Annotated in this window: 25 protein-coding genes; 15 read left to right on the top strand and 10 right to left on the bottom strand. The window is 64.6% G+C overall.

Annotated elements, in window-relative coordinates:
* Positions 1 to 25 precede the first annotated feature (25 nt).
* Positions 26 to 241, bottom strand: a complete 216-nt coding sequence (locus tag BG61_RS42175; RefSeq protein WP_129572163.1) for a hypothetical protein — start codon at positions 239 to 241, stop codon at positions 26 to 28.
* On the opposite strand from BG61_RS42175, the gene BG61_RS27310 reads away from it, so the two are divergent.
* From BG61_RS27310 to BG61_RS27255, 11 genes are all read left to right on the top strand, one after another.
* Positions 240 to 1,913 carry a glycosyltransferase family 39 protein gene (locus BG61_RS27310; RefSeq protein ID WP_035933474.1) on the top strand — a complete coding sequence of 558 codons (1,674 nt, stop codon included), beginning with the start codon at positions 240 to 242 and terminating at the stop codon, positions 1,911 to 1,913. The two genes, BG61_RS42175 and BG61_RS27310, sit on opposite strands and share 2 nt — an antisense overlap.
* A gap of 88 nt (positions 1,914 to 2,001) precedes the next feature.
* Positions 2,002 to 2,373, top strand: a complete 372-nt coding sequence (locus tag BG61_RS27305) for an SMR family transporter (protein WP_035933477.1) — start codon at positions 2,002 to 2,004, stop codon at positions 2,371 to 2,373.
* A 24-nt stretch (positions 2,374 to 2,397) separates the two neighbouring features.
* Positions 2,398 to 3,552, top strand: a complete 1,155-nt coding sequence (locus BG61_RS27300) for a DegT/DnrJ/EryC1/StrS family aminotransferase (RefSeq protein WP_035933481.1) — start codon at positions 2,398 to 2,400, stop codon at positions 3,550 to 3,552.
* Positions 3,553 to 3,594: 42 nt separating this feature from the next.
* Positions 3,595 to 4,632: a glycosyltransferase gene (locus BG61_RS27295; protein WP_035933484.1), complete on the top strand. Its 1,038-nt coding sequence runs from the start codon at positions 3,595 to 3,597 to the stop codon at positions 4,630 to 4,632.
* Positions 4,629 to 5,615: a formyltransferase gene (locus BG61_RS27290; RefSeq protein WP_035933487.1), complete on the top strand. Its 987-nt coding sequence runs from the start codon at positions 4,629 to 4,631 to the stop codon at positions 5,613 to 5,615. Before BG61_RS27295 ends, BG61_RS27290 begins: the two co-directional genes overlap by 4 nt.
* Positions 5,612 to 6,658, top strand: a complete 1,047-nt coding sequence (locus BG61_RS27285; protein ID WP_051672812.1) for a bifunctional UDP-4-keto-pentose/UDP-xylose synthase — start codon at positions 5,612 to 5,614, stop codon at positions 6,656 to 6,658. The genes BG61_RS27290 and BG61_RS27285 overlap by 4 nt, the downstream gene beginning before the upstream one ends.
* Before the next feature lie 10 nt (positions 6,659 to 6,668).
* The gene (locus BG61_RS27280) at positions 6,669 to 7,565 is read left to right on the top strand and encodes a polysaccharide deacetylase family protein (RefSeq protein WP_035933489.1); all 897 of its coding nucleotides are present in this window, start codon (positions 6,669 to 6,671) and stop codon (positions 7,563 to 7,565) included.
* A 139-nt stretch (positions 7,566 to 7,704) separates the two neighbouring features.
* The gene (locus BG61_RS27275) at positions 7,705 to 8,166 is read left to right on the top strand and encodes a peroxiredoxin (protein WP_035933492.1); all 462 of its coding nucleotides are present in this window, start codon (positions 7,705 to 7,707) and stop codon (positions 8,164 to 8,166) included.
* A gap of 401 nt (positions 8,167 to 8,567) precedes the next feature.
* On the top strand, positions 8,568 to 10,412 hold the full coding sequence (locus tag BG61_RS27265) for a PhoH family protein (RefSeq protein ID WP_035933495.1): 1,845 nt from the start codon (positions 8,568 to 8,570) through the stop codon (positions 10,410 to 10,412).
* Positions 10,413 to 10,634: 222 nt separating this feature from the next.
* On the top strand, positions 10,635 to 11,684 hold the full coding sequence (locus BG61_RS27260) for a C40 family peptidase (protein WP_035933498.1): 1,050 nt from the start codon (positions 10,635 to 10,637) through the stop codon (positions 11,682 to 11,684).
* Positions 11,685 to 11,746: 62 nt separating this feature from the next.
* Complete coding sequence (locus BG61_RS27255) at positions 11,747 to 12,553, top strand: SDR family oxidoreductase (RefSeq protein WP_035933500.1); 807 nt, start codon at positions 11,747 to 11,749, stop codon at positions 12,551 to 12,553.
* Positions 12,554 to 12,574: 21 nt separating this feature from the next.
* Here BG61_RS27255 and BG61_RS27250 read toward each other — a convergent pair whose 3' ends face one another.
* The 8 genes from BG61_RS27250 to BG61_RS27215 all read right to left on the bottom strand — a co-directional run bounded on the left by BG61_RS27250 (position 12,575) and on the right by BG61_RS27215 (position 18,638).
* Positions 12,575 to 13,585 (bottom strand): inorganic phosphate transporter, encoded by a 1,011-nt coding sequence (locus tag BG61_RS27250; RefSeq protein ID WP_035933503.1) that lies wholly within the window; start codon positions 13,583 to 13,585, stop codon positions 12,575 to 12,577.
* A 157-nt stretch (positions 13,586 to 13,742) separates the two neighbouring features.
* On the bottom strand, positions 13,743 to 14,369 hold the full coding sequence (locus tag BG61_RS27245; RefSeq protein ID WP_035933504.1) for a DUF47 domain-containing protein: 627 nt from the start codon (positions 14,367 to 14,369) through the stop codon (positions 13,743 to 13,745).
* A 162-nt stretch (positions 14,370 to 14,531) separates the two neighbouring features.
* Complete coding sequence (locus BG61_RS27240) at positions 14,532 to 15,923, bottom strand: replicative DNA helicase (protein ID WP_035933505.1); 1,392 nt, start codon at positions 15,921 to 15,923, stop codon at positions 14,532 to 14,534.
* Positions 15,924 to 16,044: 121 nt separating this feature from the next.
* The gene (gene rplI / locus BG61_RS27235; protein WP_035933506.1) at positions 16,045 to 16,500 is read right to left on the bottom strand and encodes a 50S ribosomal protein L9; all 456 of its coding nucleotides are present in this window, start codon (positions 16,498 to 16,500) and stop codon (positions 16,045 to 16,047) included.
* A 28-nt stretch (positions 16,501 to 16,528) separates the two neighbouring features.
* Positions 16,529 to 16,804, bottom strand: coding sequence for a 30S ribosomal protein S18 (gene rpsR, locus BG61_RS27230; RefSeq protein WP_035933509.1), 276 nt, complete (start codon positions 16,802 to 16,804; stop codon positions 16,529 to 16,531).
* Between the two features lie 2 nt (positions 16,805 to 16,806).
* Positions 16,807 to 17,106 (bottom strand): primosomal replication protein N, encoded by a 300-nt coding sequence (gene priB, locus BG61_RS27225; protein WP_035933512.1) that lies wholly within the window; start codon positions 17,104 to 17,106, stop codon positions 16,807 to 16,809.
* A 45-nt stretch (positions 17,107 to 17,151) separates the two neighbouring features.
* Positions 17,152 to 17,523, bottom strand: coding sequence for a 30S ribosomal protein S6 (gene rpsF, locus BG61_RS27220; protein WP_035933514.1), 372 nt, complete (start codon positions 17,521 to 17,523; stop codon positions 17,152 to 17,154).
* Positions 17,524 to 17,726: 203 nt separating this feature from the next.
* Positions 17,727 to 18,638 (bottom strand): LysR family transcriptional regulator, encoded by a 912-nt coding sequence (locus BG61_RS27215; protein ID WP_035933517.1) that lies wholly within the window; start codon positions 18,636 to 18,638, stop codon positions 17,727 to 17,729.
* Positions 18,639 to 18,798: 160 nt separating this feature from the next.
* Here BG61_RS27215 and gcl point away from each other — a divergent pair, with 160 nt between their 5' ends.
* From gcl to lysM, 4 genes are all read left to right on the top strand, one after another.
* The gene (gene gcl, locus BG61_RS27210) at positions 18,799 to 20,574 is read left to right on the top strand and encodes a glyoxylate carboligase (RefSeq protein WP_035933519.1); all 1,776 of its coding nucleotides are present in this window, start codon (positions 18,799 to 18,801) and stop codon (positions 20,572 to 20,574) included.
* 57 nt (positions 20,575 to 20,631) lie between these two features.
* A complete protein-coding gene (hyi, locus tag BG61_RS27205; RefSeq protein ID WP_035933522.1) occupies positions 20,632 to 21,444 on the top strand; it encodes a hydroxypyruvate isomerase in 813 nt (270 codons plus the stop codon).
* 116 nt (positions 21,445 to 21,560) lie between these two features.
* Complete coding sequence (locus tag BG61_RS27200) at positions 21,561 to 22,469, top strand: 2-hydroxy-3-oxopropionate reductase (RefSeq protein ID WP_035933524.1); 909 nt, start codon at positions 21,561 to 21,563, stop codon at positions 22,467 to 22,469.
* A 316-nt stretch (positions 22,470 to 22,785) separates the two neighbouring features.
* Positions 22,786 to 23,277, top strand: coding sequence for a peptidoglycan-binding protein LysM (gene lysM, locus BG61_RS27195; protein WP_035933526.1), 492 nt, complete (start codon positions 22,786 to 22,788; stop codon positions 23,275 to 23,277).
* A 60-nt stretch (positions 23,278 to 23,337) separates the two neighbouring features.
* Here the strand turns inward: lysM and BG61_RS27190 are convergent, their stop codons facing one another.
* The gene (locus BG61_RS27190; RefSeq protein WP_035933529.1) at positions 23,338 to 24,345 is read right to left on the bottom strand and encodes an asparaginase; all 1,008 of its coding nucleotides are present in this window, start codon (positions 24,343 to 24,345) and stop codon (positions 23,338 to 23,340) included.
* Positions 24,346 to 24,396 lie beyond the last annotated feature (51 nt).

Raw genomic sequence — 24,396 nt, 5'->3', positions numbered from 1 at the left:
ACGGCCTGTTGCCCCATGCAGGATTTCAGTGAACCTGCGCGGCAGCCCCGGTACAAAGCTTACGGTATCTCGTCGTCACGCCTTTCGAAAACCATTCGATGCGCACCGGCCCCGCCAGCGTGCGGCGCGCGGCGGCCCGGCCCGCGCACGCTAAGCGTCGTTTAAGTGTTGTCGCGCGATACTCGAGCCTTTTTTGCATTCTTAGCGCCGCACGTGCGGCATCGGACAGGTCGAATCTCATGAACGATACGCCTTCGCGGCTACCGCTCACCCGCCTCTCGCTGCTCCTTTTGATTGTCGCGCTCGCGCTGATCTGGTTCGTGCCGCTCGGCTGGCGCCACCTGCTGCCGAGCGACGAAGGCCGCTACGCCGAAATGGCGCGCGAAATGTTCGTCACCGGCGACTGGATCACCCCGCGCTACAACGGCTACAAATACTTCGAAAAGCCGCCGCTGCAGACCTGGGCGAACGCGCTCACGTTCGCGTGGTTCGGCATCGGCGAATGGCAGGCGCGGCTCTACACGGCGCTCACCGGCTTCGCGGGCGTGCTCCTCATCGGCTACACGGGCGCGCGGGTGTTCAACGCGGCGACGGGCTTCTGCGCCGCCGTCGTGCTCGCGACCGCGCCGTACTGGAACCTGATGGCGCACTTCAACGCGCTCGACATGGGCCTGTCGTTCTGGATGGAGCTGACGCTTTGCGCGCTGCTCCTCGCGCAGCGCCCCAACCTGCCGACGCGCGAAGTCCGGCTCTGGATGTGGGTCTGCTGGGCCGCGATGGCGGCGGCGCTGCTGTCGAAGGGGCTCGTCGGCATCATCCTGCCGGGCGGCGTGCTCGTGCTCTATTCACTCGTCGCCCGGGACTGGGCGCTCTGGAAGCGCCTCTATATCGGCAGCGGCCTGATCGTGTTTCTGATCATCGCGCTGCCGTGGTTCATTCTGGTGCAGATCAAGAATCCGGAATTCTTCGACTTCTTCTTCATCGTCCAGCAGTTCAAGCGCTATCTGACGCCCGAACAGAACCGCCCCGGCCCGTTCTACTACTTCGTGCCGGTGGTGATCGTCGGGTTTCTGCCATGGCTGTCGATTGCGTTCCAGAGCGTGCGCCACGGCCTGAAAGCGCCGCGCCAGCCGAACGGGTTCGCGCCGGTGCTGCTGCTGTGCGTCTGGTCGGTGCTGATTTTCGTGTTCTTCAGCGCATCGCACTCGAAGCTGCTCTCCTACACGCTGCCGATTGCGCCCGCCATCGCGCTCGTGCTCGGCATCTACCTGCCGCTCCTCACGCGCGTGCAATGGCACCGGCATCTCGTCGGCTACGCGGTGTTCCTGATCGCGGCGGCGTTCGGCGCCATCTTCATCGGCCGCGCGGGCAGCGACAATACGCCGAACGTGCTGTATCGCGAGTTCCAGGTCTGGGTGTACGCGGCGATCGCGGTCGCGTTCGTCGTGACGCTCGTCGCCATCTGGCTCAACCGTCGCAGCACGATCGCCGCCGCGGTGGCGCTCGGCACGGCGTGGCTCCTGCTCGGGACGATCGCGGGCACCGGCCACGACGTGTTCGGCCGCGAAAGCTCGGGCGTGAAGCTCGCGCCGGCCGTGAAGGCCGCGCTCGCGAAAGTGCCGCCCGACACGCCGTTCTACTCGATCGCCAAGCTCGACCACACGGTCCCGTTCTACATCGGCCACACGATGATCATGGTGCAGGAGGCCGACGAGCTGCGCTTCGGCGTTCAGACGGAGCCGCAGAAGTGGGTGCCGACCATCGACGAATGGGTGAAACGCTGGGACGCCGATCGCTACGCGCTCGCGCTGATGCCGCCCGGGCGCTACGACGAGCTGGCCGCGCGCCACGTGCCGATGCAGGTGATCGCCCGCGACGCCCGGCGCGTGATCGTCGAAAAGCCGCAACCCTGAAACAATCGGTACGATCGTTCAGTAAAATGCAACCCCGCATTCGCAACCTGGCGTTCGCCACCCACACGGAATCCCTGAAGCGAGCCTGATGAACCCGATATCCTTCCTTTGCATCCTCATCGGCGTATTGTTGAACGCCGGCGCGCAATTGCTGCTCAAAGCAGGCGTCAACGCGGTCGGGCACTTCGAATTCACCCGCGCGAACGTCCTGCCGGTCGGACTCAAGATCGCGACGCAGTGGCCCATCATCGGCGGCCTCGCGTGCTATGTGGTCAGCGTGGCGGTGTGGATCATCGGCCTGTCGCGCGTGGACGTGTCGATCGCCTATCCGATGCTCTCGCTCGGCTACGTCGTCAATGCCTTCGCCGCGTGGTATTTGTTCGGCGAAGTGCTGTCGATGCAGCGGCTCATCGGCATCGGCATCATCCTCATCGGGGTCGCCGTCCTCGCACGCGGCTAAACATCATTTTTAAGCAGACAGTCCATGACTCAGACATCGCTGCCTTTCCTGCCTTTCACGCGCCCGGAGATCGACGAAGAGACGATTCAGGGCGTCGTCGACGTGCTGCGTTCCGGCTGGATCACGACCGGCCCGCAGAACCAGCAGTTCGAAGCCGAGTTGTCGGCGTATTTTGGCGGCCGGCCGGTGCGCTCGTTCAACTCCGGCACGGCGACGATGGAAATCGGGCTGCGGATCGCGGGCGTCGGCGCGGGCGATGAGGTCATCACCACGCCGATGACCTGGGTCTCCACCAGCAACGTGATTCTGGAAGTGGGCGCGACGCCGGTTTTCGTCGACATCGATCCCGCCACGCGCAACATGGACCTCGACCAGCTGGAAAAGGCCATCACGCCGCGCACGAAGGCGCTCATGCCGGTGTATCTGTCGGGGCTGCCGCTCGACATGGACCGGCTCTACGACATCGCGCGCGCCCACCAGCTGCGCGTGATCGAGGACGCCGCGCAGGCGTTCGGCTCGACGTGGCGCGGCAAGCGCATCGGCTCGTTCGGCGACATCGTCTCGTTCAGCTTTCACGCGAACAAGAACGTGACGACGACCGAGGGCGGCGCGCTCGTGCTGAACAACGAGGAAGAAGCGGTGATCGCGCAGAAATACCGGCTGCAGGGCATCACGCGCACGGGCTTGGACGGGATGGATTGCGACTTGCTAGGCGGAAAGTACAACCTGACCGATGTCGCGGCGCGCGTGGGCCTCGGGCAGCTGCGGCAGGTGGAACGGTTCACGGAGAAGCGCCGGCAGCTTGCGCGCGCCTACTTCGAGGGCTTCGCGAACGGCGCCGCGGTGAAACAGGGCGTGCAGTTGCCGGTGCGCAATTTCACCGACAGCAACTGGCACATGTTCCAGATCGCGCTGCCGCTCGAGCGGCTTGGCGTCACGCGCGCCGAATTCATGGCGCAGCTGAAGGAGCGCGGCATCGGTACCGGCGTGCACTATCCCGCGCTGCATCTTTTCACGCTGTACCGGGCGCGCGGCTTTGCCGAAGGCATGTTCCCGCATGCGGAGAAGTACGGGGCGTCCACCGTCACGCTGCCGCTCTTCACGCTGATGAGCCACGACGACGTCGCACGGGTCGTGCGCGCGGTCGACGAGATATGCGAACAACATGGACAATACTAAACATAACTCGGGAACCCAAACCCCAAGGGAACGAAGCGCAACATGAGTCATTCGGATTTTCCGCCGGCGGGGCCGGAAGTATCGGTCATCATCCCGGTGTACAACGAGGAGGCGGGGCTTGCCGCGCTCTTCGAGCGCCTGTACCCGGCCCTCGATGCGCTCGCCACGCCGTATGAAGTGATCTTCATCAACGACGGCAGCCGCGACAAGTCGGCCGCGCTCCTCGCGCAGCAGTTCCACGTGCGTCCCGACACGACCCGCGTGATCCTGCTCAACGGCAACTACGGCCAGCACATGGCGATTCTCGCGGGCTTCGAGCAGTCGCGCGGCGAGATCGTCGTCACGCTCGACGCCGACCTGCAGAACCCGCCCGAGGAAATCGGCAAGCTCGTCGCGAAAATGCGCGAGGGCTTCGACTACGTCGGCACCATCCGGCAGCAGCGCCAGGACAGCCTGTGGCGCAAGAAGGCGTCGCGCATGATGAACCGCCTGCGCGAGCGCATCACGAAGATCAAGATGACTGACCAGGGCTGCATGCTGCGTGCGTACAGCCGCCATATCATCGATACGATCAATCGCTGCGGCGAGATCAACACCTTCATTCCGGCGCTCGCGTACACGTTCTCGCAGAACCCGATCGAAGTCGACGTCGCGCACGAGGAGCGCTTCGCCGGCGAATCGAAGTACTCGCTCTACAGCCTGATTCGCCTGAACTTCGATCTCGTGACGGGCTTTTCGGTCGTGCCGCTGCAGTGGCTGTCGTTCATCGGCGTGATCCTGTCGGTCGGCTCGGCGGGCCTCTTCCTGCTGCTGCTGGTCCGCCGCTTCATGTTCGGCGCGGAAGTCGAAGGCGTGTTCACCCTCTTCGCCATCACGTTCTTCATGCTCGGCGTGATCATCTTCGCGCTCGGCCTGCTCGGCGAATACATCGGACGGATCTATCAGCAGGTGCGCGCACGCCCGCGCTACCTCGTGCAGACCATCCTCGAAGAGCGCGACGGCCACGCGACCCTCAACAAGCCGCGCCAGGAAGCCGTGCAGCCGGTCGTCGCCGTGACGCGCGAGGAACACGGACGATGAAACCGCGCGCCGTCGTCTTCGCGTATCACAACGTCGGCGTGCGCTGCCTGCAGGTGCTGCTCGCGCGCGGCGTGGACGTCGCGCTCGTCGTCACCCACGAGGACAGCGCAAGCGAGAACATCTGGTTCGGCAGCGTGGCGTCGGTCGCGGCCGAGCACGACATCGACGTCGTCACGCCCGCCGATCCGAAGGCGCCCGAACTCTTCGACGCGGTGAACCGCATAGCGCCGGATTTCATCTTCTCCTTTTACTACCGGCACATGCTGCCGGTCGATTTGCTCGCGCTCGCGAAACGCGGCGCGTACAACATGCACGGCTCGCTGCTGCCGAAGTATCGCGGCCGCGTGCCGACCAACTGGGCCGTGCTGCACGGCGAAACGGAGACGGGCGCGACGCTGCACGAAATGGCGGCCAAGCCCGACGCCGGCGCCATCCTCGCGCAGACGCCGGTGCCGATCCTCCCCGACGATACCGCCGCGGAAGTCTTCGAGAAGACCACCGTCGCCGCCGAGCAGACGCTCTGGCGCGTGCTGCCCGCGCTGATCGCGGGCGAGGCGCCGCATCTGCCAAACGACCTCGCCGCCGGCAGCTACTTCGGCGGGCGCAAGCCGGAGGACGGGCGCATCGACTGGTCGCGGCCCGCCCAGCAGGTGTACAACCTGATTCGCGCCGTCGCGCCACCCTATCCCGGTGCGTTTACCGATATCGGCGGCGAACGCTTCATCGTCGCGCAGGCCCGGCTCGTGCCCGAATCCGGTACGCGGGCCATTCCCGCCGAGTTCGTGCGCACTGTCTCGAATTTGCCCGCGGGCCTGACCGTGGCGGATAATGCGCTGTTTGGCGTCTGCGGCGACCGCCGCGTCATCGCCATCCGCGAATTGCGGCACCGGGCCGCGGACGGCAGCGCGGACCCAGCCGGCGGCGAACGCGTCGTCAGCCCCGCCGAATTTGGCCGAATCACTCAAACCTCTCGTCATTCATGAAAAAAGTCCTGATTCTGGGTGTCAACGGCTTCATCGGCCATCACCTGTCCAAGCGCATCCTCGAAACGACCGACTGGGAAGTCTTCGGGATGGACATGCAAACCGACCGCCTCGGCGACCTCGCGAATCATGAGCGCATGCACTTCTTCGAAGGCGACATCACGATCAACAAGGAGTGGGTCGAGTATCACGTGAAGAAGTGCGACGTGATCCTCCCGCTCGTTGCGATCGCGACGCCCGCCACGTACGTGAAGCAGCCACTGCGCGTGTTCGAGCTCGACTTCGAGGCGAACCTGCCGATCGTGCGCTCGGCCGTGAAGTACGGCAAGCACCTGGTGTTTCCGTCGACGTCCGAGGTGTACGGCATGTGCAGCGACGAGCAGTTCGACCCGGAAGAGTCGCTGCTCTCCTACGGCCCGATCAACAAGCCGCGCTGGATCTACGCGTGCTCGAAGCAGCTGATGGACCGCGTGATCTGGGGCTACGGCATGGAGGGGCTCAACTTCACGCTCTTTCGCCCGTTCAACTGGATCGGCCCGGGCCTCGACTCGATCTACACGGCGAAGGAAGGCAGCTCACGCGTCGTCACGCAGTTCCTCGGCCATATCGTGCGCGGCGAGAACATCAGCCTCGTCGATGGCGGCGCGCAAAAGCGCGCGTTCACCGATATCGACGACGGCATCGGCGCTCTGATGAAGATCATCGAGAACAAGGACGGCGTCGCGACCGGCAAGATCTACAACATCGGCAATCCGGCGAACAACTTCTCCGTTCGCGAACTTGCGCACAAGATGCTCAAGCTCGCGAACGAGATCCCCGAGTACGCGCAAAGCGCGAAGGACGTCCAGCTCGTCGAGACGTCGTCGGGCGCGTATTACGGCGCGGGCTATCAGGACGTGCAGAACCGCGTGCCGAAGATCGACAACACCATGCAGGATCTCGGCTGGAAGCCGCTCGCCACGATGGACGACGCGCTGCGCAAGATTTTCGAAGCGTACCGCAGCCACGTGGGCGACGCCCGCAAGCTCGTCGAGCAGTCTTGAAGGGTAGCGCGTGGCCCGCATCGTCCTGAAGATCGACGTCGATACGCTGCGCGGCACGCGTGAAGGCGTCCCCAATCTCGCGCGCCTGCTCGACAGGTTCAACGCCCGCGCCACCTTTCTCTTCAGCCTCGGGCCGGATCACACCGGCTGGGCGTTGCGGCGCGTGTTCCGGCCGGGCTTTCTGAAGAAGGTGTCGCGCACGTCGGTCGTCGAGCATTACGGCGTCAAGACGCTCATGTACGGCGTGCTGCTGCCGGGGCCGGACATCGGCACGCGTGCGGTGTCGGAGATGCGTGCCATTCACGAAGCCGGCTTCGAGTGCGGCATCCACACGTGGGACCACGTCTACTGGCAGGACAACGTGCGCGAGCGCGACCGCGCCTGGACCGTCGCGCAGATGCAGCAGAGCCATGCGCGCTTCATCGAGATCTTCGGCGCGCCGCCCGTTACGCACGGCGCGGCCGGCTGGCAGATGAACGGCTACGCGTTCGAGCAGATCGATGCGTGGGGCATGCGCTATGCATCCGACGGGCGCGGCCACACGCCATACATTCCCGTGCTCGACGGCCGCACGCTCGGGCACGTCCAGATGCCGACCACGCTGCCGACGCTCGACGAGGTGCTGGGCGTGGACGGCATCGACGTGAACAACGTCGCGGGGCATCTGCTGCGTCACACCGCGAACAATCCGCACGATCAGGTCTTCACGCTGCACGCCGAACTCGAGGGGCAGAAGCTCGCGCCCGTCTTCGAGCAACTGCTCGCCGGCTGGCGTGCGCAGGGACACGGCTTCGCCACGATGGGCGACTATCATGCGACGCTGGACCGGTCGGCGCTGCCCACGTACCCTGTGACGTGGGGCGAGATCCCGGGCCGCGCGGGCGAACTGATCGTCCAGCCGGGCTGATATCCTTCCGGTCTGCTGCGCCTGGCCCGCGCCGGCCGGCCACGACGCCCGCCGCCGTCCGCCGCGCGTCCGCGCAGAGCCCACTGCCCCGGCGCCCGGCAGGACATGCCGAATCCAAACAACAACAGGAGAAAATTACGTGCCGATCGCAGTCGACCAGCCCGTCCCCGATTTCACCGCGCCTTCGACGTCCGGCGAGTTCTCGTTCGCCAGCCTGCGGGGCAAAAAGGTCGTCCTCTTTTTCTATCCGAAAGACAACACGCCGGGCTGCACGACGGAAAGTCTCCAGTTCCGCGACCTGTATGCGCAGTTCCAGGCCGCGGGCGCCGAAGTGGTGGGCATCTCGCGCGACAGCCTGAAGTCGCACGAGAACTTCAAGGCGAAGCTCGAACTGCCCTACGCGCTCGTTTCCGACACCGACGAAGCCATCTGCAACCTCTTCGGCGTCATCAAAATGAAGAAAATGTACGGCAAGGAAGTGCGCGGCATCGAGCGCTCGACGTTCCTCGTCGACGCCGACGGCGTACTGCGACGCGAGTTTCGCGGCGTCAAAGTGCCGGGGCACGTGGAAGCAATTGTGGACGCTGTACAAGCGCTTTGAGGCACGTTATATTGGTCCGCAATGAGCGCCTGTCCACCCCATTCCTCCTGCCGTAGCGCCAGCCACCACGTGCCTTTCAGCGCGGTCGGCATGGACCCGGGCTATGTGGAGACGGCCAGCGTCGGGCGCCCGCGAATCAAGGTCGAGCCGCTGTTTCCCTTCTCCGGGACGGCGGCTTTTTTATTTGCGTCGCGTGAAGTCCACATTCCGTGCGCACCGCGCGCGGCGCGCCTGCCTCATGCAACTTCCAAGGAGCCGATCGAAACCTAGGCGAACCGGCGTTTTCGACAACGAAGCGCGTCTCCGGGCGCAAACTGCACGACCCGTTTTCAGTGTCACGGTAGAAGCAGGATGCGACAGGCGGCGCACGACATACGATCCGATTCCTTTCGAGGGAAACCATGCCTTTGCCTACCGCCCCAGCCAAGCTCGGCAACCTTCTGCCGTCTGAAGAATACAAGGCCAAAGCCCGGCCTGCGAAACAGCTGAAGAAACAGGCGGGCGAGACCGACGCAGCCGAAACCGACGACTATGGCACTGCGGTGAACGCCGTTGGCAGCACGCGGCCCGCGGCAGCCAACGCGGCGACCGCCCTGCGGGCCGTCGCGAGCGATACGCTCGCCCAGGGCAAAAGCGTCCCCGCCGACGCTCCGGCGCCCGCCTCCAGCCGCCGCCGCCTCAAGCAGACGGCTGCCCTGCTGCAGCCCGTTCCCTCGCCGCGCGCCGACGAAGACGAAGTCGCCAGGCCTTTGGCCCGTCAGGCCCGCGAAGCCCGCGGCGACGATTCCGCCACGGCCGCCGCGCAGCCGCGCGCGCAGAACAAGCGCCGTCAGCGTGGCCAGCCGGAAGCGGAGATGCGCAAGCTCTTCGTGCTCGACACGAACGTGCTGATGCACGATCCGAGCTCGCTCTTTCGCTTCGAGGAGCACGACGTCTATCTGCCGATGATGACGCTCGAGGAGCTCGACAACCACAAGAAGGGCATGTCGGAAGTGGCGCGCAATGCGCGTCAGGTGAGCCGCACGCTCGATGCGCTCGTCGCGCACGCGGGCGAGATGTCGGCGGGACTGCCGCTCTCGGCGCAGGGCAACCGCGACGCGCTCGGCCGCCTGTACTTCCAGACCACGCTCACCGACATCGAGCCGGTCGAGGGGCTGCCCGTCGGCAAGGCGGACAACCAGATCCTCGGCGTCGTGCGGGCGCTGCAGAAGGAGCGCGGGGACCGCCAGGTCGTGCTGGTGTCGAAAGACATCAACATGCGCATCAAGGCCCATGCGCTGGGCCTCCCGGCCGAGGACTACTTCAACGACCAGGTTCTCGAGGACAAGGACCTGCTCTATTCCGGCGTGCGCGCGCTGTCCCAGGATTTCTGGACGAAGCACGCGAAGGGCATGGAAAGCTGGCAGGACACCAAGACCGGCACGACCTATTACCGCGTGACGGGTCCGCAGTGCGCGTCCATGCTCGTGAACGAGTTCGTCTACCTGGAGCCGCAGAACGGCGAGCCGTCGTTCCATGCGGTCGTGCGCGAGCTGAACGGCAAGACGGCGCTGTTGCAGACGCTGCGCGACTACGGCCACCACAAGAACAACGTGTGGGGCATCACGGCACGCAACCGCGAGCAGAATTTCGCGCTCAACCTGCTGATGAACCCGGATGTCGATTTCGTCACGCTGCTCGGGCAGGCGGGCACCGGCAAGACGCTGATGGCGCTCGCCGCCGGCCTCGCGCAGGTGCTCGACGACAAGCGCTACAACGAGATCATCGTGACGCGCGCGACGGTTCCGGTCGGCGAGGACATCGGCTTCCTGCCGGGCACCGAGGAAGAAAAAATGCAGCCGTGGATGGGCGCATTCGACGACAACCTCGAAGTCCTCCAGAAGACCGACGACGCCGCCGGCGAATGGGGCCGCGCGGCGACGCAGGAACTGATCCGCTCGCGCCTGAAGGTGAAGAGCATGAACTTCATGCGCGGCCGGACGTTCGTCGACAAGTACGTGATCATCGACGAAGCGCAGAACCTGACGCCGAAACAGATGAAAACGCTCGTCACGCGCGCGGGTCCGGGCACGAAGATCGTGTGCCTCGGCAACATCGCGCAGATCGACACGCCGTACCTGACCGAAGGGAGTTCGGGGCTCACGTATGTCGTCGACCGCTTCAAGGGCTGGACCCACAGCGGCCACGTGACGCTCGCGCGCGGCGAACGCTCACGGCTCGCGGACTACGCGTCCGATATTCTCTAAGCGCTCGCGCGCTCATTGACGGCCCGGCAGGGATCTCCCTGCCGGGCCGTTTTCATTTTCGAAAGGCTGTTGCGGCGTTCTTTCATCGGGTTTTCGTCCCGGCCGCGCAACACTTACGGCGCACACCTCAAGTAAAACATCAGGAACGCTTGCCGCGGGCCCGTGTGGCGGACTAGTATCGATAGACCGCCTGCTCTGGCGAGTGTTCGCTCGCCCTCCGAAATGCGTCGATTCTGGTTCCTGCTGGTCGTCACCCTGTTCCTTGCCGCGTGTGGGAGCGCGCCGCAGCAGGTGTCACGCAAGCCAGCCGCCAGTTCCGCCGCCACTCGCACGTTTCCGACGCCGTCGGGCTTTCCCAATTTCGTCGATCACAGCGTCGGACGCGAGGAAATCTCCATCCAGGCGATGTCGCTCGTCGGCGTCCCGTATCGCTGGGGCGGCAATACGCCGGAAGCGGGGTTCGATTGCAGCGGGCTCGTGCGGTACGTGGTCGATCGCGCGGCGTCCGTGAACCTGCCGCGCACGACCGCTGACATGAGCACGCGCGGCGAATCCGTCGAGCCGGACGAAGTGGCGCCCGGAGACCTCATCTTCTTCAACACGACCGGGCGGCCGCATTCGCATGTCGGCATCTATGTCGGCAAGCTGCGGTTCGTGAACGCGCCGTCGACGGGCGGCACCGTGCGGCTCGATTACCTGACGAATCCCTATTGGGCCAAGCGTTTCGACGGCATCCGGCGCGTCGCGCCGCCGAAGTCCGCGCCCACGCCGTTCGATGCGCCGGTCTATCTGGCCTCGCCCGCTGCGGCGCCGGCCGCGCCGGCCGCGCCTGCCGCGGCGAGCGCGCGTGCGCAGCCGGGCGTAGCGGAGCCGGTCGAAACGCGGGCGGCCGCGCAGCGTCAGGAGCGCGTCGCGGTTACCGCCGCGCTGGCGCGCGCACAGCCGCAAGCCGCCGCCATCGCGCAAGATCAGTTCGAGCCGCCGCCGTCCGCGCTCACAGCCGCGCAGCGGCAGGCGCAGGCAGCGGGCGCGGTATCGCCGGCGGTGGCCGCCGCCTCGGACGCTCCCGACCCGATCGCCGCCGTCGCCGACGCCTTCGAGCCCCCGCCGCCCACCGCGCGCCTCGCCGCGCAGCAGGCGCGCTCGGTGCAGCAACCCGCCGCCGCGGAGCCGCCCGTGCGCGTGATGCGCGCCTCGACGGGATCGCTCGCCGCGCCCCGCCCCGTTGCCAGCGACGACCCGATCGCACGCTTCGCCAATGGCGGTGACTAACCTTCGCCCCGTGTCTCTGCTATCGTGTTCCGATTATCTCGGCTAGATAGGAGCGAAACGTCATGGACCTGGGACTCGCGGGCAAAGTTGTCCTGATTACGGGTGGCAGCAAGGGCATCGGATTCGCGTGCGCGCGCGCGTTCGCAAGTGAAGGCGCGAAGGTGGCGATCGTGTCGCGTGATCCGGCCAACCTCGCGCGCGCCCGCGAGCAGCTCGCCGCATCGGGCTATCACGTCCACCTCGCCCGCGCGGACCTGCACGAGGCCCACAGCGCGCAGGACATCGTCGAGGAAGCGACGAGCGCGCTCGGCCCGATCGACATCCTCGTCAACAGCGCGGGCGCGGCAAAGCGCTACGACCCGGATATGCTCGACGCCGCCGCGTTCAGGGCCGCCATGGACGCGAAATACTTCTCCTACGTCTTTCCGCAGCAGATCGTGCTGAAGCAAATGGCCGAGCGCGCGCGGGCGAATCCGGACGCGGAACCCGGGGCGATCGTGAACATCATCGGAATGGGGGGCAAGATCGCGAGCGACATCCACATCGCGGGCGGCGCGGCGAACGCGGCGCTGATGCTCGCGACGGTCGGACTCGCGCATCACTACGCGAAGCTCGGCATCCGCATCAACGCGATCAATCCGGGTGCGACGCTGACGGAGCGCGTCGAGGAAGCGCTCACGCTCGAAGCGCAGCAACAGGGCATCACGCGCGACGAGGCGCTCGCGGGCAGCCAGTCGCGAGTGCCGCTCGGCCGCTATGCAAAACCGGAGGAAATCGCCGACGTCGCCCTCTTTCTGGCGAGCCGCCGCGCGAGCTATGTATCGGGCGCCATCATCCCGATGGACGGTGTCTCGGCGCCGCTCATCTGAGCAGCGCGTCGGCAGGAAAACTTACAGGAAGCGGTGGCCGAGCCACCAGCCGGCGGCGGAGAGTGCCGCCGACGCCGGAATCGTCAGAATCCACGCCCACACGATGCTGCCCGCGACGCCCCAGCGCACCGCGCTGAACTTCTGCGTCGCGCCGACTCCGACGATCGCGCCGGTGATCGTGTGCGTGGTCGACACCGGAATACCGAGGAACGAGGCGACGAACAGCGTGATCGCCCCGCCCGTTTCTGCGCAGAACCCGCCGACGGGCTTGAGCTTCGTGATCTTCTGGCCCATCGTGCGCACGATGCGCCAGCCGCCAAAGAGCGTGCCGAGGCCCATCGAGAGGTAGCACAGCCCGATCACCCACACGGGCGGCGCGTCGGCCGTGGCGGACGCGTAGCCCGTCGCGATCAGCAGCATCCAGATGATGCCGATGGTTTTTTGCGCGTCGTTGCCACCGTGACCGAGCGAGTAAAGCCCCGCCGACACGAGCTGCATGCGCCTGAAGCGCCGGTCGACGCGCGAGGGCGGCGTGCGGAAGTACATCCACGACACGAGCAGCATGAAGAACGAGCCGAGCACGAACCCGAGCAGCGGCGAGATGAAGATGAACGAAACCGTCTTGAGCAGCCCGTCGATGTTGAGCGCGCTCCAGCCCGACTTCGCGAGCGCGGCGCCGACCAGCCCGCCGATCAGCGCGTGCGACGAACTCGACGGAATGCCGTAGATCCACGTGACGATGTTCCAGCCGATCGCCCCGACGAGCGCACCGAAAATCACGTAATGGTCGACGATGGCCGGGTCGATCGTGCCCTTGCCGACCGTGGCGGCCACTTTCAGGTGAAAGACGAAGTACGCGATGACGTTGAAGGCGGCGGCGAATGCGACCGCCTGCTGCGGCTTGAGCACGCCGGTGGAAACGACAGTCGCGATGGAGTTGGCTGCGTCGTGGAAGCCGTTCATGAAGTCGAACACGAGTGCGACGATGACGAGCGTGGCGACAGCCCAGATTGCGAGTTGAATCGAATGCATTCGGTGGTGGTTTTTTAACCGTTTCTTGACCGCTTGTGGCTGTTTGTGGCCGCTTTTGGCCCTAGTCGGCCCAAGTCGGCCCTATTCGGCCCGGTGACTGGCGAAGCGGCCCGCCGCAGGGGCGTGGCCGGTCAGCCGGATGAGTGCCATGCCGGAATCAGGCGTTTTCCAGCACGATGCCTTCGATGATGTTCGCGACGTCCTCGCACTTGTCCGTGATCGTTTCCAGCAGTTCGTAGATCGCCTTCAGCTTGATGAGCGTCTTCACGTCGTCTTCCTCGCGAAAGAGCTTCGACATCGCCGCGCGCAGCACGCGGTCCGCGTCCGATTCCAGGCGGTCGATCTCCTCGCAGATCTTCAGGATGTCGCTTGCGCGCTTCATGTCCGCGAGCAGCTCAACGGCCTGCTGCACGCGCACCGACGTGGCGGTGCAGATGTGCGCGAGCTGGCTCGCCTCGGACGTGACGGCGCGCACGTCGTAAAGCGAAATGGCCGTGGCGACGTCCTCCATCAGGTCGAGGATGTCGTCCATCGTGGTGATCAGCTTGTGGATTTCGTCGCGGTCGAGCGGCGTGATGAAGGTCTTGTGCAGCAGGTCGATGGTTTCGTGCGTGAGCTTGTCCGCACGCTTTTCATTGGTCTGGACGTTCTGCTTGTGGATCTCGGCGTCCTCGAGATTGTCGATCAGCAGTTCGAGCTCGCGGCTCGCGGCGACGATGCACTTCGCATGTGCATTGAAGATTTCGAAGAATTTGCCCTCAGTGGGCATGAATCGACCGAACATGAAAATCCCGGTAAATGGGTCAATATGGGGCTGACATCAAACCGACACATTGTACCTTTGCAAGACAGCCGGCGCACCGCGCCGGCCGTTGCGTTGTTGCATGTCAACCGCATCCCGGGAGCGCATTGACACGCGGCCGGATGTACCGGCCCGATCGATTTTTCAGTCGCCGCCGTAGAAGCTCTGCGCGCCCGCGAAGTTGTCGAACTTGGTGTACTGGCCGTGGAACGTGAGCCGCACCGGGCCGATCGGACCGTTACGCTGCTTGCCGATGATGATTTCCGCGGTGCCCTTGTCCGGGCTGTCGGGGTTGTAGACTTCATCGCGGTAGATGAAGAGGATCACGTCCGCGTCCTGCTCGATGGCGCCGGATTCGCGCAGGTCGGACATGATCGGACGCTTGTTCGGCCGCTGTTCGAGGCCGCGATTCAACTGCGACAGCGCGATCACCGGCACGTCGAGCTCCTTCGCGAGGCTCTTGAGCGAGCGCGAGATTTCCGAGATTTCCGTCGCGCGGTTCTCGCCGCTGTTGCCGGAGCCGGACATCAGCTGCAGATAGTCGACGATGATGAGGCCGAGCTTGCCGCACTGCCGCGCGAGGCGGCGGGAGCGCGAGCGCAGTTCCATCGGATTGAGGCCGCCGGTTTCGTCGATGAAAAGCTGCGCCTCGCTCATCTTCTGCACCGCGTGGGTGAGCTTCGGCCAGTCCTCGTCGGTGAGGCGGCCGGTCCGCATGCGGTGCTGGTCGAGCCGGCCGACCGAGCCGAGCATACGCATCGTCAGCTGCGTGCCCGGCATTTCCATGGAAAACACCGCGACCGGCAGGCCGTATTCGACCGCGACGTATTCGCCGATGTTCATCGAAAACGCCGTCTTGCCCATCGACGGCCGCCCCGCCACGATGATCAGCTCCCCGCCGTGCATGCCGGACGTCATCCGGTCGAGGTCGACGAAGCCCGTCGGCGTGCCGGTCACGTCGCTCGGGTTCGCGGTGTGATAGAGCGTGTCGATGCGCTCGACGACCTGCGTCAGGAGCGGCCCGATTTCGAGAAAACCCTGCGTGCCGCGCGCGCCGTCTTCGGCGATCGAGAAGACTTTCGCCTCCGCTTCGTCGAGCAGTTGCCGCACTTCCTTGCCTTGCGGATTGAAAGCATCGGCGGAAATTTCGTCGGCGACCGAGACGAGGCGCCGCAATACCGCCCGATCGCGCACGATTTCCGCGTAGCGGCGAATGTTCGCCGCGCTCGGCGTGTTCTGCGCGAGCGCGTTCAGGTAGGCGAGCCCGCCGACCTCCTCCGCCTTGCCCGCCGTGGTGAGCGCTTCGTGGACCGTGATCACGTCGGCGGGCCGCGTGGTCGCGATCAGCTTGCCGATATGCTCGTAAATGATCCGATGATCGTAGCGGTAGAAGTCGCTGTGCGACATGACATCGGCGATGCGATCCCACGCGGCGTTGTCCAGCAAGAGGCCGCCGATCACGGACTGTTCGGCTTCGATCGAATGCGGCGGGACTTTCAGCGCATCGAGTTGCGGGTCTTTAGACGGTGCGTTCATGGGGTGGAATTATCGATGAAATGACGGATCGCGGACAACAAAAAAGGCAGGAACCGCGCGCGGTTCCTGCCCTTCTTTTACTGCATCCGGCGTCGGGCGTCAGCACTCGACGCCCGCGGCATCAGGCGTGTTCGCCGAGCACCGACACCGTGATGTCGACCAGGACGTCCGTGTGCAGGGAAACCTGCACCGAGTGGTCGCCGACCATCTTCAGCGGGCCTTCCGGCAGACGCACCTGCGCCTTTTCCACTTCGGCGAAGCCTTGCTTCTTCAGCGCTTCCGCGATGTCCGCGTTCGTGACCGAACCGAACAGGCGGCCGTCGACGCCGGCCTTCTGCGAAATCTGCACGGTCGAGCCGTTCAGCTTTTCGCCCTGAGCCGTCGCGGCAGCCAGCTTTTCAGCGGCGACCTTTTCGAGCTCGGCGCGGCGCACTTCGAATTCGGCGATTGCGTCCTTCGTTGCACGGCGGGCCTTCTTGCCCGGGATCAGGAAGTTGCGCGCGTAGCCGTCCTTGACCTTGACGATGTCGCCCAGGTTGCCCAGGTTGACGACTTTTTCCAAAAGAATGATTTGCATTTGGCTGTTCCTTTTTTACGTCGTCCGATTAGGCCTTGTGCAGGTCGGTGTACGGCAGCAGCGCGAGGAAACGCGCACGCTTGATCGCCGTGTCGAGCTGACGCTGATAGTGAGCCTTCGTACCCGTCAGGCGCGCCGGCGTGATCTTGCCGTTTTCGCCGATGAAGTCCTTCAGCGTTTCCGTGTCCTTGTAGTCGATGTACTCGACACTGGCTGCCGTGAAACGGCAGAACTTCTTGCGCTTGAAGAGCGGGTTTTGTTGCTGACGACGCTTGTCGAATTTCTTACCAGTCGGGCGGGGCATGTTCAGTCCTTTCCAATGTCCTGCAATTCTGTGATGTGAAACACCAGGGTTCGCGCGTTGCGGCTCTTTTTCGCCAGAAAGCCGGTGAAACGTGTCTCCACGCCCATCGGACAGCTTTCCAGCCTGCCGCTCGCCTCACCGGCGGCTACCGCGGGCATCGTCAGTTCGATCTGGCGGGCAATGCCCGCTTCGACGACTTCCGTGCGGTGATGCAACGTGCAGCTTGCGATCGGCACGCCGGCGGGGGTGTACCGCACCGGTTCGCGTTCCACGACGCTCGCTGTCAGTTGCAGCCGGTTCATCTAGTTCCTGGTGGCTTGATAGCCTGGGTCGCTAGACCCGGTAACTTAAGCCTGCGCTTCGGTCGGCTGGGAGGCCGCCTTCTTGGCTTCTTCGCGCTGCACTTCCTTCATCATCGGCGACGGGCCGGTTTCGGCCTTCTTCATCTTGACGATCAGGTGGCGCAGGACCGCGTCATTGAACTTGAACGCGTGTTCGAGTTCTTCGAGCGTTTCCTGATTGCACTCGATGTTCATGCAGACGTAATGAGCCTTCGCGAGTTTCTCGATCATGTAGGCCAACTGGCGACGGCCCCAGTCTTCGATACGGTGGATCTGGCCGCCGTGCGTGGTGATCGTGCCCTTGTAGCGCTCGATCATGGCGGGCACTTGCTCGCTCTGATCGGGATGCACGATAAATACGATTTCGTAATGACGCATATTCACTCCTTGTACTGACTTGTGGATTAAAGCCGCCCGGGCGTCGGACCGGTGCGGCAAGTGAGAAGCCGAAGATTGTAACCGGCGGTGGCTTCCCGCGCAAGCTTCGCGGATATTTCGCGATTTACTTCCGCTGTCTTTTCAAGGATTTAGCGCTTCGCCGGTCCCGCGCCGGAGAACCCGCACGAAAAAAGTGCCCGATCTTACGGCACGCGGCTCCAGTAATCCGGCTGGGCGTAAATTTCCTTAAGGTAATCAATGAAGTAGCGAACCTTCGCGGGCACGTAGCGCTGCTGCGGGTAGACCGCCAGAATGTCGTAGTCGGGCAGCGCGAATTCGTCCAGGACGGTTTCCAGTTCGCCCGCCGCCAGTTGCCGCTGGATTTCCCACGTCGAGCGCCAGCCGAGCCCGAGCCCTTCCGACATCCAGCGGTGCAGCAATTCGCCGTCGTTGCAGTCGAGGTTGCCGGACACGCGCACCGTCGCGAGCTTGCCGTTGCGCCGGAAATACCAGCCGCGGTTCTGCCCCCCCTGAAGGTTGAACGCGAGGCAGTTGTGCGCCGGCAGGTCCTCCAGCGTCTTCGGCTTGCCGTATTTCCTGAAATAGCCGGGCGTGCCGCACACCACGCGCCGGTTGCCCGCGAGTTTCACCGCCACGAAGTTCGGATCGACCGAGCCGCCGATGCGGATCGACAAGTCGTAGCCCTCGCGCACGAGGTCCACCACGCGGTCGGTGAGATTGAAAGACATCTGCAATTCGGGCTTGTCGGCGATGAACGCCGGCGCGTGCGGCGCCACATGCATGCGCCCGAAAGCCGCCGGCGCCGACACGATCAGATGCCCGTTCACCGCCCGCCGCCCGGCGGCGAGCTCGTTTTCCGCCTGATCCCACTCGGTCAGCAGGTTGCGGCAGCGCTCGAGGAAGGCCGCGCCGTCCTCGCTCACGACGAGCCGGCGCGTCGAGCGATACATCAGCTTCACGCCGAGGCGCTTTTCCAGCGCGTCGATGCGCCGTCCGAGAATCACCGGCGACACGCCCTCCTCCAGCGCCGCCGCGGCGAGGCTTCCCGCATCCGCGACCCGCACGAACGTCTCAATCTGCTTGAAGCGGTCCATCTGCCGTCTCCTGCCTGCAATTCGTCATTCGATACTTTTTGTTTCGAAGAAAGCGACCTGAGCTGATCTTATCAAACCTTTAGTGCGCGCTTAAAGTTCATCTCAGCCCTGCTTGATGCAGTCGGAAACATTCGGAAGAGATAAAAGGAAGGAGACACTCATGGCCAAGATGAGAGCCGTCGACGCAGCCGTCCTCGTGCTGGAGAAAGAAGGCATCGACACCGCGTTCGGCGTGCCGGGCGCGGCGATCAACCCGTTCTACTCGGCATTGCGCAAGGCGGGCAGCATCAGCCATGTGCTGGCACGGCACGTCGAAGGGGCATCGCACATGGCCGAAGGCTACACCCGCGCGGCGCCCGGCAACATCGGCGTGTGCATCGGCACGTCGGGCCCGGCGGGCACCGACATGATCACCGGCCTCTACTCGGCCCAGGCCGACTCGATCCCGATTCTCGCGATCACTGGCCAGGCACCGCGCGCACGGCTCTACAAGGAAGACTTCCAGGCCGTCGACATCGAATCGATCGCGAAGCCCGTCACGAAATGGGCCGTGACGGTGCGCGAGCCGGCGCTCGTGCCGCGCGTGTTCCAGCAGGCGTTCCACCTGATGCGCTCGGGCCGCCCGGGCCCGGTGCTGGTCGACCTGCCGATCGACGTGCAGATGGCCGAAATCGAATTCGACATCGACACCTACGAGCCGCTGCCGATCTACAAGCCGAAAGCGACGCGCGGCCAGGTCGAAAAAGCGCTCACGATGCTCAACGACGCGGACAAGCCGCTCATCGTCTCGGGCGGCGGCGTGCTGAACGCCGCGGCGGAAGACCTGCTCGTGCAGTTCGCCGAAACGCTCGGCGTGCCGGTGATCCCGACGCTGATGTCGTGGGGCGCGATTCCGGACGACCATCCGCTCATGGCCGGCATGGTCGGCCTGCAGACGGCGCACCGCTACGGCAATGCAACGATGCTCGCCTCCGACTTCGTGCTCGGCATCGGCAACCGCTGGGCGAACCGCCACACGGGCAGCGTCGAGGTTTATACGAAGGGCCGTAAGTTCGTGCACGTGGATATCGAGCCGACGCAGATCGGTCGCGTGTTCGGACCGGACCTCGGCATCGTGTCGGATGCGAAGGCCGCGCTCGAACTGTTCGTCGAAGTGGCGCGCGAATGGAAGGCCGCGGGCAAGCTCAAGGATCGCAGCGCATGGGTCAAGGATTGCCAGGACCGCAAGCGCACGATGCTGCGCAAGACGCACTTCGACAACGTGCCGATGAAGCCGCAGCGCGTGTATGAAGAGATGAACCAGGCGTTCGGCCGCGACACGTGCTTCGTCACGACGATCGGTCTGTCGCAGATCGCGGGCGCCCAGTTCCTGCACGTGTTCAAGGCGCGCAACTGGATCAACTGCGGCCAGGCGGGCCCGCTCGGCTGGACGATTCCGGCAGCGCTCGGCGTGCGTGCAGCCGATCCGCAGCGTCCGATCGTCGCGCTCTCGGGTGACTACGACTTCCAGTTCATGATCGAGGAGCTCGCCGTCGGCGCGCAGTTCAAGCTGCCGTACATCCACGTGGTCGTGAACAACTCGTACCTGGGCCTCATCCGCCAGGCACAGCGCGGCTTCGACATGGACTACTGCGTGCAGCTCGCGTTCGACAACATCAACGCGCCGGAACTCGACGGCTACGGCGTCGATCACGTCGCGGTGGCCGAAGGCCTCGGCTGCAAGGCGCTGCGCGTGTTCAAGCCCGAGGACATCGCTCCCGCGCTCAAGCAGGCCCAGGCGCTGATGGCGGAGTTCAACGTGCCGGTGGTGGTCGAAATGATCCTCGAGCGCGTGACGAACATCTCGATGGGCACCGAAATCGACGCCATCAACGAATTCGAAGAACTCGCGGAACGCAAGGAAGACGCGCCGACCGCAATCACGCCACTCGACTGAGCGGCCGTCCGAAGCAAGCGCCTGTAGCAACCACTGACCGACCATCAGGAAGAGAACATGCCGAAATTTGCTGCGAACCTGACCATGCTGTTCAACGAAGTCCCGTTCCTCGACCGCTTCGCGGCGGCGGCGGACGCGGGCTTCGAAGCGGTCGAGTTCCTGTTTCCGTACCCGTATTCGATCGGCGACCTGCAAAGCCGCCTCGCCGACAACAACCTGAAGCTGGTCCTGCATAACCTGCCCGCGGGCAACTGGGAAGCGGGTGAACGCGGCATCGCGTGCCTGCCGGACCGCGTAAGCGAGTTCCGCGAAGGCGTCGGACGCGCGATCGAATACGCGAAGGCGCTGAGGGTGCCGCAACTGAACTGCCTCGTCGGGATTCCGTCGGCGGGCGTGAGCCGCGAGCAGGCCCGCGCGACGATGATCGAGAACCTCGGTTTCGCCGCCGCAGCGCTGAAGAAGGAAGGCATCCGCCTGCTGGTCGAGCCGTGCAATTCGTACGACATTCCCGGCTTCGCGCTCAACCGCTCGGCAGAAGGACTGGACGTGATCCGCGCGGTCGGCTCGGACAACCTGTTTTTGCAATACGACATCTATCACATGCAGCGCATGGAAGGCGAACTGGCCGCGACGATCAAGAAGAACCTGCCGTCGATCGCGCATGTCCAGCTCGCCGACAACCCGGGCCGCAACGAACCCGGCACGGGCGAGATCAACTACGCGTACCTGTTCGCCCTGCTCGACTCGGTGGGCTACGAAGGCTGGATCGGCTGCGAATACAAGCCGCGCTCGACGACGGCCGAGGGCCTCTCCTGGCTTCAGGAAATCGCGGGCTGGCCCGCATCGAACAACGCACGCGCCGCTGCGTAAGACATCAGCAACCATTTTGGATGGGACCAGAGCACGCGCATGAGACCAGAGCAAGCGCTTGAGCGCTGACTCCGGTCGACAGCGCCCACTCTGATCGACAAGGGAGATACTTGAGAATGGCAACAATCGGATTCATCGGCCTCGGCATCATGGGCGCGCACATGGCGCGCAACCTTCTGAAGGGCGGGCACAAGCTGGTCGTGAACGGCAAGTTTCCGGTGCCGGACGACATCCGCGAGCAAACGAGCGTGGTCCCCGACTCCACCGCCGTCGCGCTGACGAGCGAGATCATCATCACGATGGTCCCGGACACGCCCGACGTCGCGGCCGTCCTCTTCGCCGACGACGGAGTCGCCAAAGGTCTGACGAAAGGCAAACTCGTGATCGACATGAGCTCGATCTCGCCGCTCGACACGCAGGAGTTCGCGAAGAAAATCAACGCGCTCGGCTGCGACTATCTCGACGCGCCGGTTTCGGGCGGCGAAGTGGGCGCGCGTGAAGCGACGCTCACGATCATGGTCGGCGGCCCGCAGCGTTCCTTCGATCTCGCCAAGCCGCTGTTCGAACTGATGGGCAAGAACATTTCGCTCATCGGCGACAACGGCGCGGGCCAGACCTGCAAGGTCGCGAACCAGATCATCGTCGCGCTGAACATCGAGGCCGTGGCCGAGGCCCTGCTCTTCGCATCGCGCTCGGGCGCCGATCCGGAACGCGTGCGCAAGGCGCTGATGGGCGGCTTCGCATCGTCGCGGATTCTGGAAGTGCACGGCGAGCGCATGACCAAGCGCACGTTCAACCCGGGCTTTCGCATCGAACTGCACCAGAAGGATCTGAATCTCGCACTCGATGGTGCACGCAAGATGGGCCTTGCCCTGCCGAATACGGCAAGCGCGCAGCAGCTCTTCAGCGTGTGCGCCGCGAACGGCGGCAAGGCATGGGACCATTCCGGCCTCGTGCGCGCACTGGAAATCATGTCGAACTTCAAGGTTGCCGAAGAGCCGGTGGAAGCGGCGAAGGCAGCCTGAACCGTGGGGCGTCCCGCGTATGGGCACGCGGGACAACATGCCGCTCTGGGCTGAGGGCGGCAAGTGGGGTCCGAGAGCGGCACCCGGCGGGCGCCGGGGAAGCCTTGGTCGGTCAGACGGTTTTCGTCGGGTGTCCGCGTCGGATTTCTTGTCTCAAGTCTATTGAATGCACCAGGAAAGGGTTGGCCCGGTTGGCCCGACCCTTTCTGTTTTACAACTCTGGCTGACAAATCTCAGAACTATCTGGTGGAACGCGCGACTAAATTGCCTAGACTTCGCGAGCCCTTCCACCACTGTCACTTAAGGAGTTGAAACAATGGGAATTCTCAGTTTTATCAAGGACGCGGGTGAAAAGCTGTTCGGCGCGGTATCGGCACCTGCTCAGGCCACGCCCGCTGCGGCTCCTGTCGATGTCGCCGCGCTCAACAAGAAGGCCGGCGACGCCATTGCGGTCTACATCCGCGCGCAGGGGCTCTCCGCCGATAACATGGAAGTCACGTATGACGGCGCCTCGCACACGGTAACGGTGTCGGGCCAGGCGGCCGACCAGGCGACCAAGGAGAAGATCCTGGTTGCGGCGGGCAACGTGCAGCACGTCGACAAGGTGAACGACCAGATCACCGTGCCGAATGCGGCACCCGAGTCGCAGTTCCACACGGTGGTTTCCGGCGACAACCTGTGGAAGATCGCAGAAAAGTATTACGGCAACGGCGCGAAGAACGATGTGATCTTCGAAGCGAACAAGCCGATGCTGAAGAGCCCGGACAAGATCTATCCGGGACAGGTGCTGCGCATTCCGGCTGCGTGAAGTCTGCGGAAGCCGTCCCGAGCATGAACGAAACGCGAACCCCGGTTCGCGTTTTTTGTTTCAGTACGTGTCGAATAGTTGCTGGAGCGCCGTCGCATCCGTGATACCGGCGGCAATCGAGAGCATCAGCAGCACGCGCGCCTTGTACGGGTTGAGCGTGCCCGCGCTGACCGAGCCGAGCGCGTCGTCGGGTGCGGCGCCGTTGCGCATCACGTGGCCCGAGCCGACGCGCGACGAGCGCACTACCGCGACGCCCTGCTTCACCGCGTCGGCGAGCGCCTGCTGAAGCGCCGCATGAATCGAGCCGTTGCCCGTTCCGGCGACGACCAGCCCTTTCACCCCTGCCGCGACGAACGCATCGATCGCCGTGCGCGATGCGCCGGCGTAGCTCGTCACGATCTCGACGGCGGGCAGCGCCGCGGGAAGATCGAACTGGCTGCCGACGGTATGGCGGCGCACGACGCCGCGCTGGAAGTCCACGCGTCCATCCTGCACCCAGCCGAGGGCGCCGAATTCCGGCGTACGGAAGGCATCGACGGCATAGGTGCTTGTCTTCGTCACGTCGCGCGCGCTGTGGATCTGGTTGTTGAACGCGACGAGCACGCCCTGCCCGGCCGCGCCGTCGTGCGCGGCGAGGGTTACGGCATTGAGCAGATTGAGCGGGCCGTCGGCGGAGAGCGCGGTGGAGGGACGCATTGCGGCCGTGAGCACGACGGGCTTTTCGCTCTTCACGGTCAGATGCAGGAGGTAGGCGGTTTCCTCGAGCGTATCGGTGCCGTGTGTGATGACAACGCCGTCGATGTCGTCCTCTTCGAGCAGCGCGTTGACGCGTGCGGCGAGCGTCAGCCAGAGCGCCGTGCTCATGTCCTTGCTGTCGATGCTCGCCACCTGCTCGGCGTGAATCTGCGCGACCTGCGTGAGCGCAGGCACGGCGTCGAGAAGCTTGTCGACGCCTACGACACCCGCCTTGTAGCCCGCGGTTTTTGAGGCGTCGCCCGCCTGGCCCGCGATCGTTCCGCCCGTCGCGAGCAGCGCTATGCGTGGCAGTGAAATATCGGATTTCGTCATGTGCACGATTGTAGTTCAGCTTTCGCTGGCGCTTGGGGTTGGGGTTGGGGT

It is taken from the genome of Caballeronia glathei (genome assembly GCF_000698595.1).
Classification (GTDB): Bacteria; Pseudomonadota; Gammaproteobacteria; order Burkholderiales; family Burkholderiaceae; genus Caballeronia; species Caballeronia glathei.
The sequence above is the reverse complement of the archived record's forward strand: the minus strand, read 5'-3'. Positions and strand labels throughout refer to the sequence as shown.

Excerpts from the sequence above, each read along its gene's own strand:
- BG61_RS42175 (WP_129572163.1), bottom strand. The coding sequence starts at position 241 with ATGAGATTCGACCTGTCCGATGCCGCACGTGCGGCGCTAAGAATGCAA.
- BG61_RS27255 (WP_035933500.1), top strand. The coding sequence starts at position 11,747 with ATGGACCTGGGACTCGCGGGCAAAGTTGTCCTGATTACGGGTGGCAGC.
- rpsR (WP_035933509.1), bottom strand. The coding sequence starts at position 16,804 with ATGCCCCGCCCGACTGGTAAGAAATTCGACAAGCGTCGTCAGCAACAA.
- BG61_RS27215 (WP_035933517.1), bottom strand. The coding sequence starts at position 18,638 with ATGGACCGCTTCAAGCAGATTGAGACGTTCGTGCGGGTCGCGGATGCG.
- rplI (WP_035933506.1), bottom strand. The coding sequence starts at position 16,500 with ATGCAAATCATTCTTTTGGAAAAAGTCGTCAACCTGGGCAACCTGGGC.
- rpsF (WP_035933514.1), bottom strand. The coding sequence starts at position 17,523 with ATGCGTCATTACGAAATCGTATTTATCGTGCATCCCGATCAGAGCGAG.
- BG61_RS27310 (WP_035933474.1), top strand. The coding sequence starts at position 240 with ATGAACGATACGCCTTCGCGGCTACCGCTCACCCGCCTCTCGCTGCTC.
- BG61_RS27240 (WP_035933505.1), bottom strand. The coding sequence starts at position 15,923 with ATGAACGCACCGTCTAAAGACCCGCAACTCGATGCGCTGAAAGTCCCG.
- BG61_RS27290 (WP_035933487.1), top strand. The coding sequence starts at position 4,629 with ATGAAACCGCGCGCCGTCGTCTTCGCGTATCACAACGTCGGCGTGCGC.
- BG61_RS27305 (WP_035933477.1), top strand. The coding sequence starts at position 2,002 with ATGAACCCGATATCCTTCCTTTGCATCCTCATCGGCGTATTGTTGAAC.
- BG61_RS27260 (WP_035933498.1), top strand. The coding sequence starts at position 10,635 with ATGCGTCGATTCTGGTTCCTGCTGGTCGTCACCCTGTTCCTTGCCGCG.
- BG61_RS27245 (WP_035933504.1), bottom strand. The coding sequence starts at position 14,369 with ATGTTCGGTCGATTCATGCCCACTGAGGGCAAATTCTTCGAAATCTTC.
- BG61_RS27250 (WP_035933503.1), bottom strand. The coding sequence starts at position 13,585 with ATGCATTCGATTCAACTCGCAATCTGGGCTGTCGCCACGCTCGTCATC.
- BG61_RS27200 (WP_035933524.1), top strand. The coding sequence starts at position 21,561 with ATGGCAACAATCGGATTCATCGGCCTCGGCATCATGGGCGCGCACATG.
- BG61_RS27295 (WP_035933484.1), top strand. The coding sequence starts at position 3,595 with ATGAGTCATTCGGATTTTCCGCCGGCGGGGCCGGAAGTATCGGTCATC.
- lysM (WP_035933526.1), top strand. The coding sequence starts at position 22,786 with ATGGGAATTCTCAGTTTTATCAAGGACGCGGGTGAAAAGCTGTTCGGC.
- BG61_RS27300 (WP_035933481.1), top strand. The coding sequence starts at position 2,398 with ATGACTCAGACATCGCTGCCTTTCCTGCCTTTCACGCGCCCGGAGATC.
- priB (WP_035933512.1), bottom strand. The coding sequence starts at position 17,106 with ATGAACCGGCTGCAACTGACAGCGAGCGTCGTGGAACGCGAACCGGTG.
- gcl (WP_035933519.1), top strand. The coding sequence starts at position 18,799 with ATGGCCAAGATGAGAGCCGTCGACGCAGCCGTCCTCGTGCTGGAGAAA.
- BG61_RS27190 (WP_035933529.1), bottom strand. The coding sequence starts at position 24,345 with ATGACGAAATCCGATATTTCACTGCCACGCATAGCGCTGCTCGCGACG.
- BG61_RS27285 (WP_051672812.1), top strand. The coding sequence starts at position 5,612 with ATGAAAAAAGTCCTGATTCTGGGTGTCAACGGCTTCATCGGCCATCAC.
- hyi (WP_035933522.1), top strand. The coding sequence starts at position 20,632 with ATGCCGAAATTTGCTGCGAACCTGACCATGCTGTTCAACGAAGTCCCG.
- BG61_RS27265 (WP_035933495.1), top strand. The coding sequence starts at position 8,568 with ATGCCTTTGCCTACCGCCCCAGCCAAGCTCGGCAACCTTCTGCCGTCT.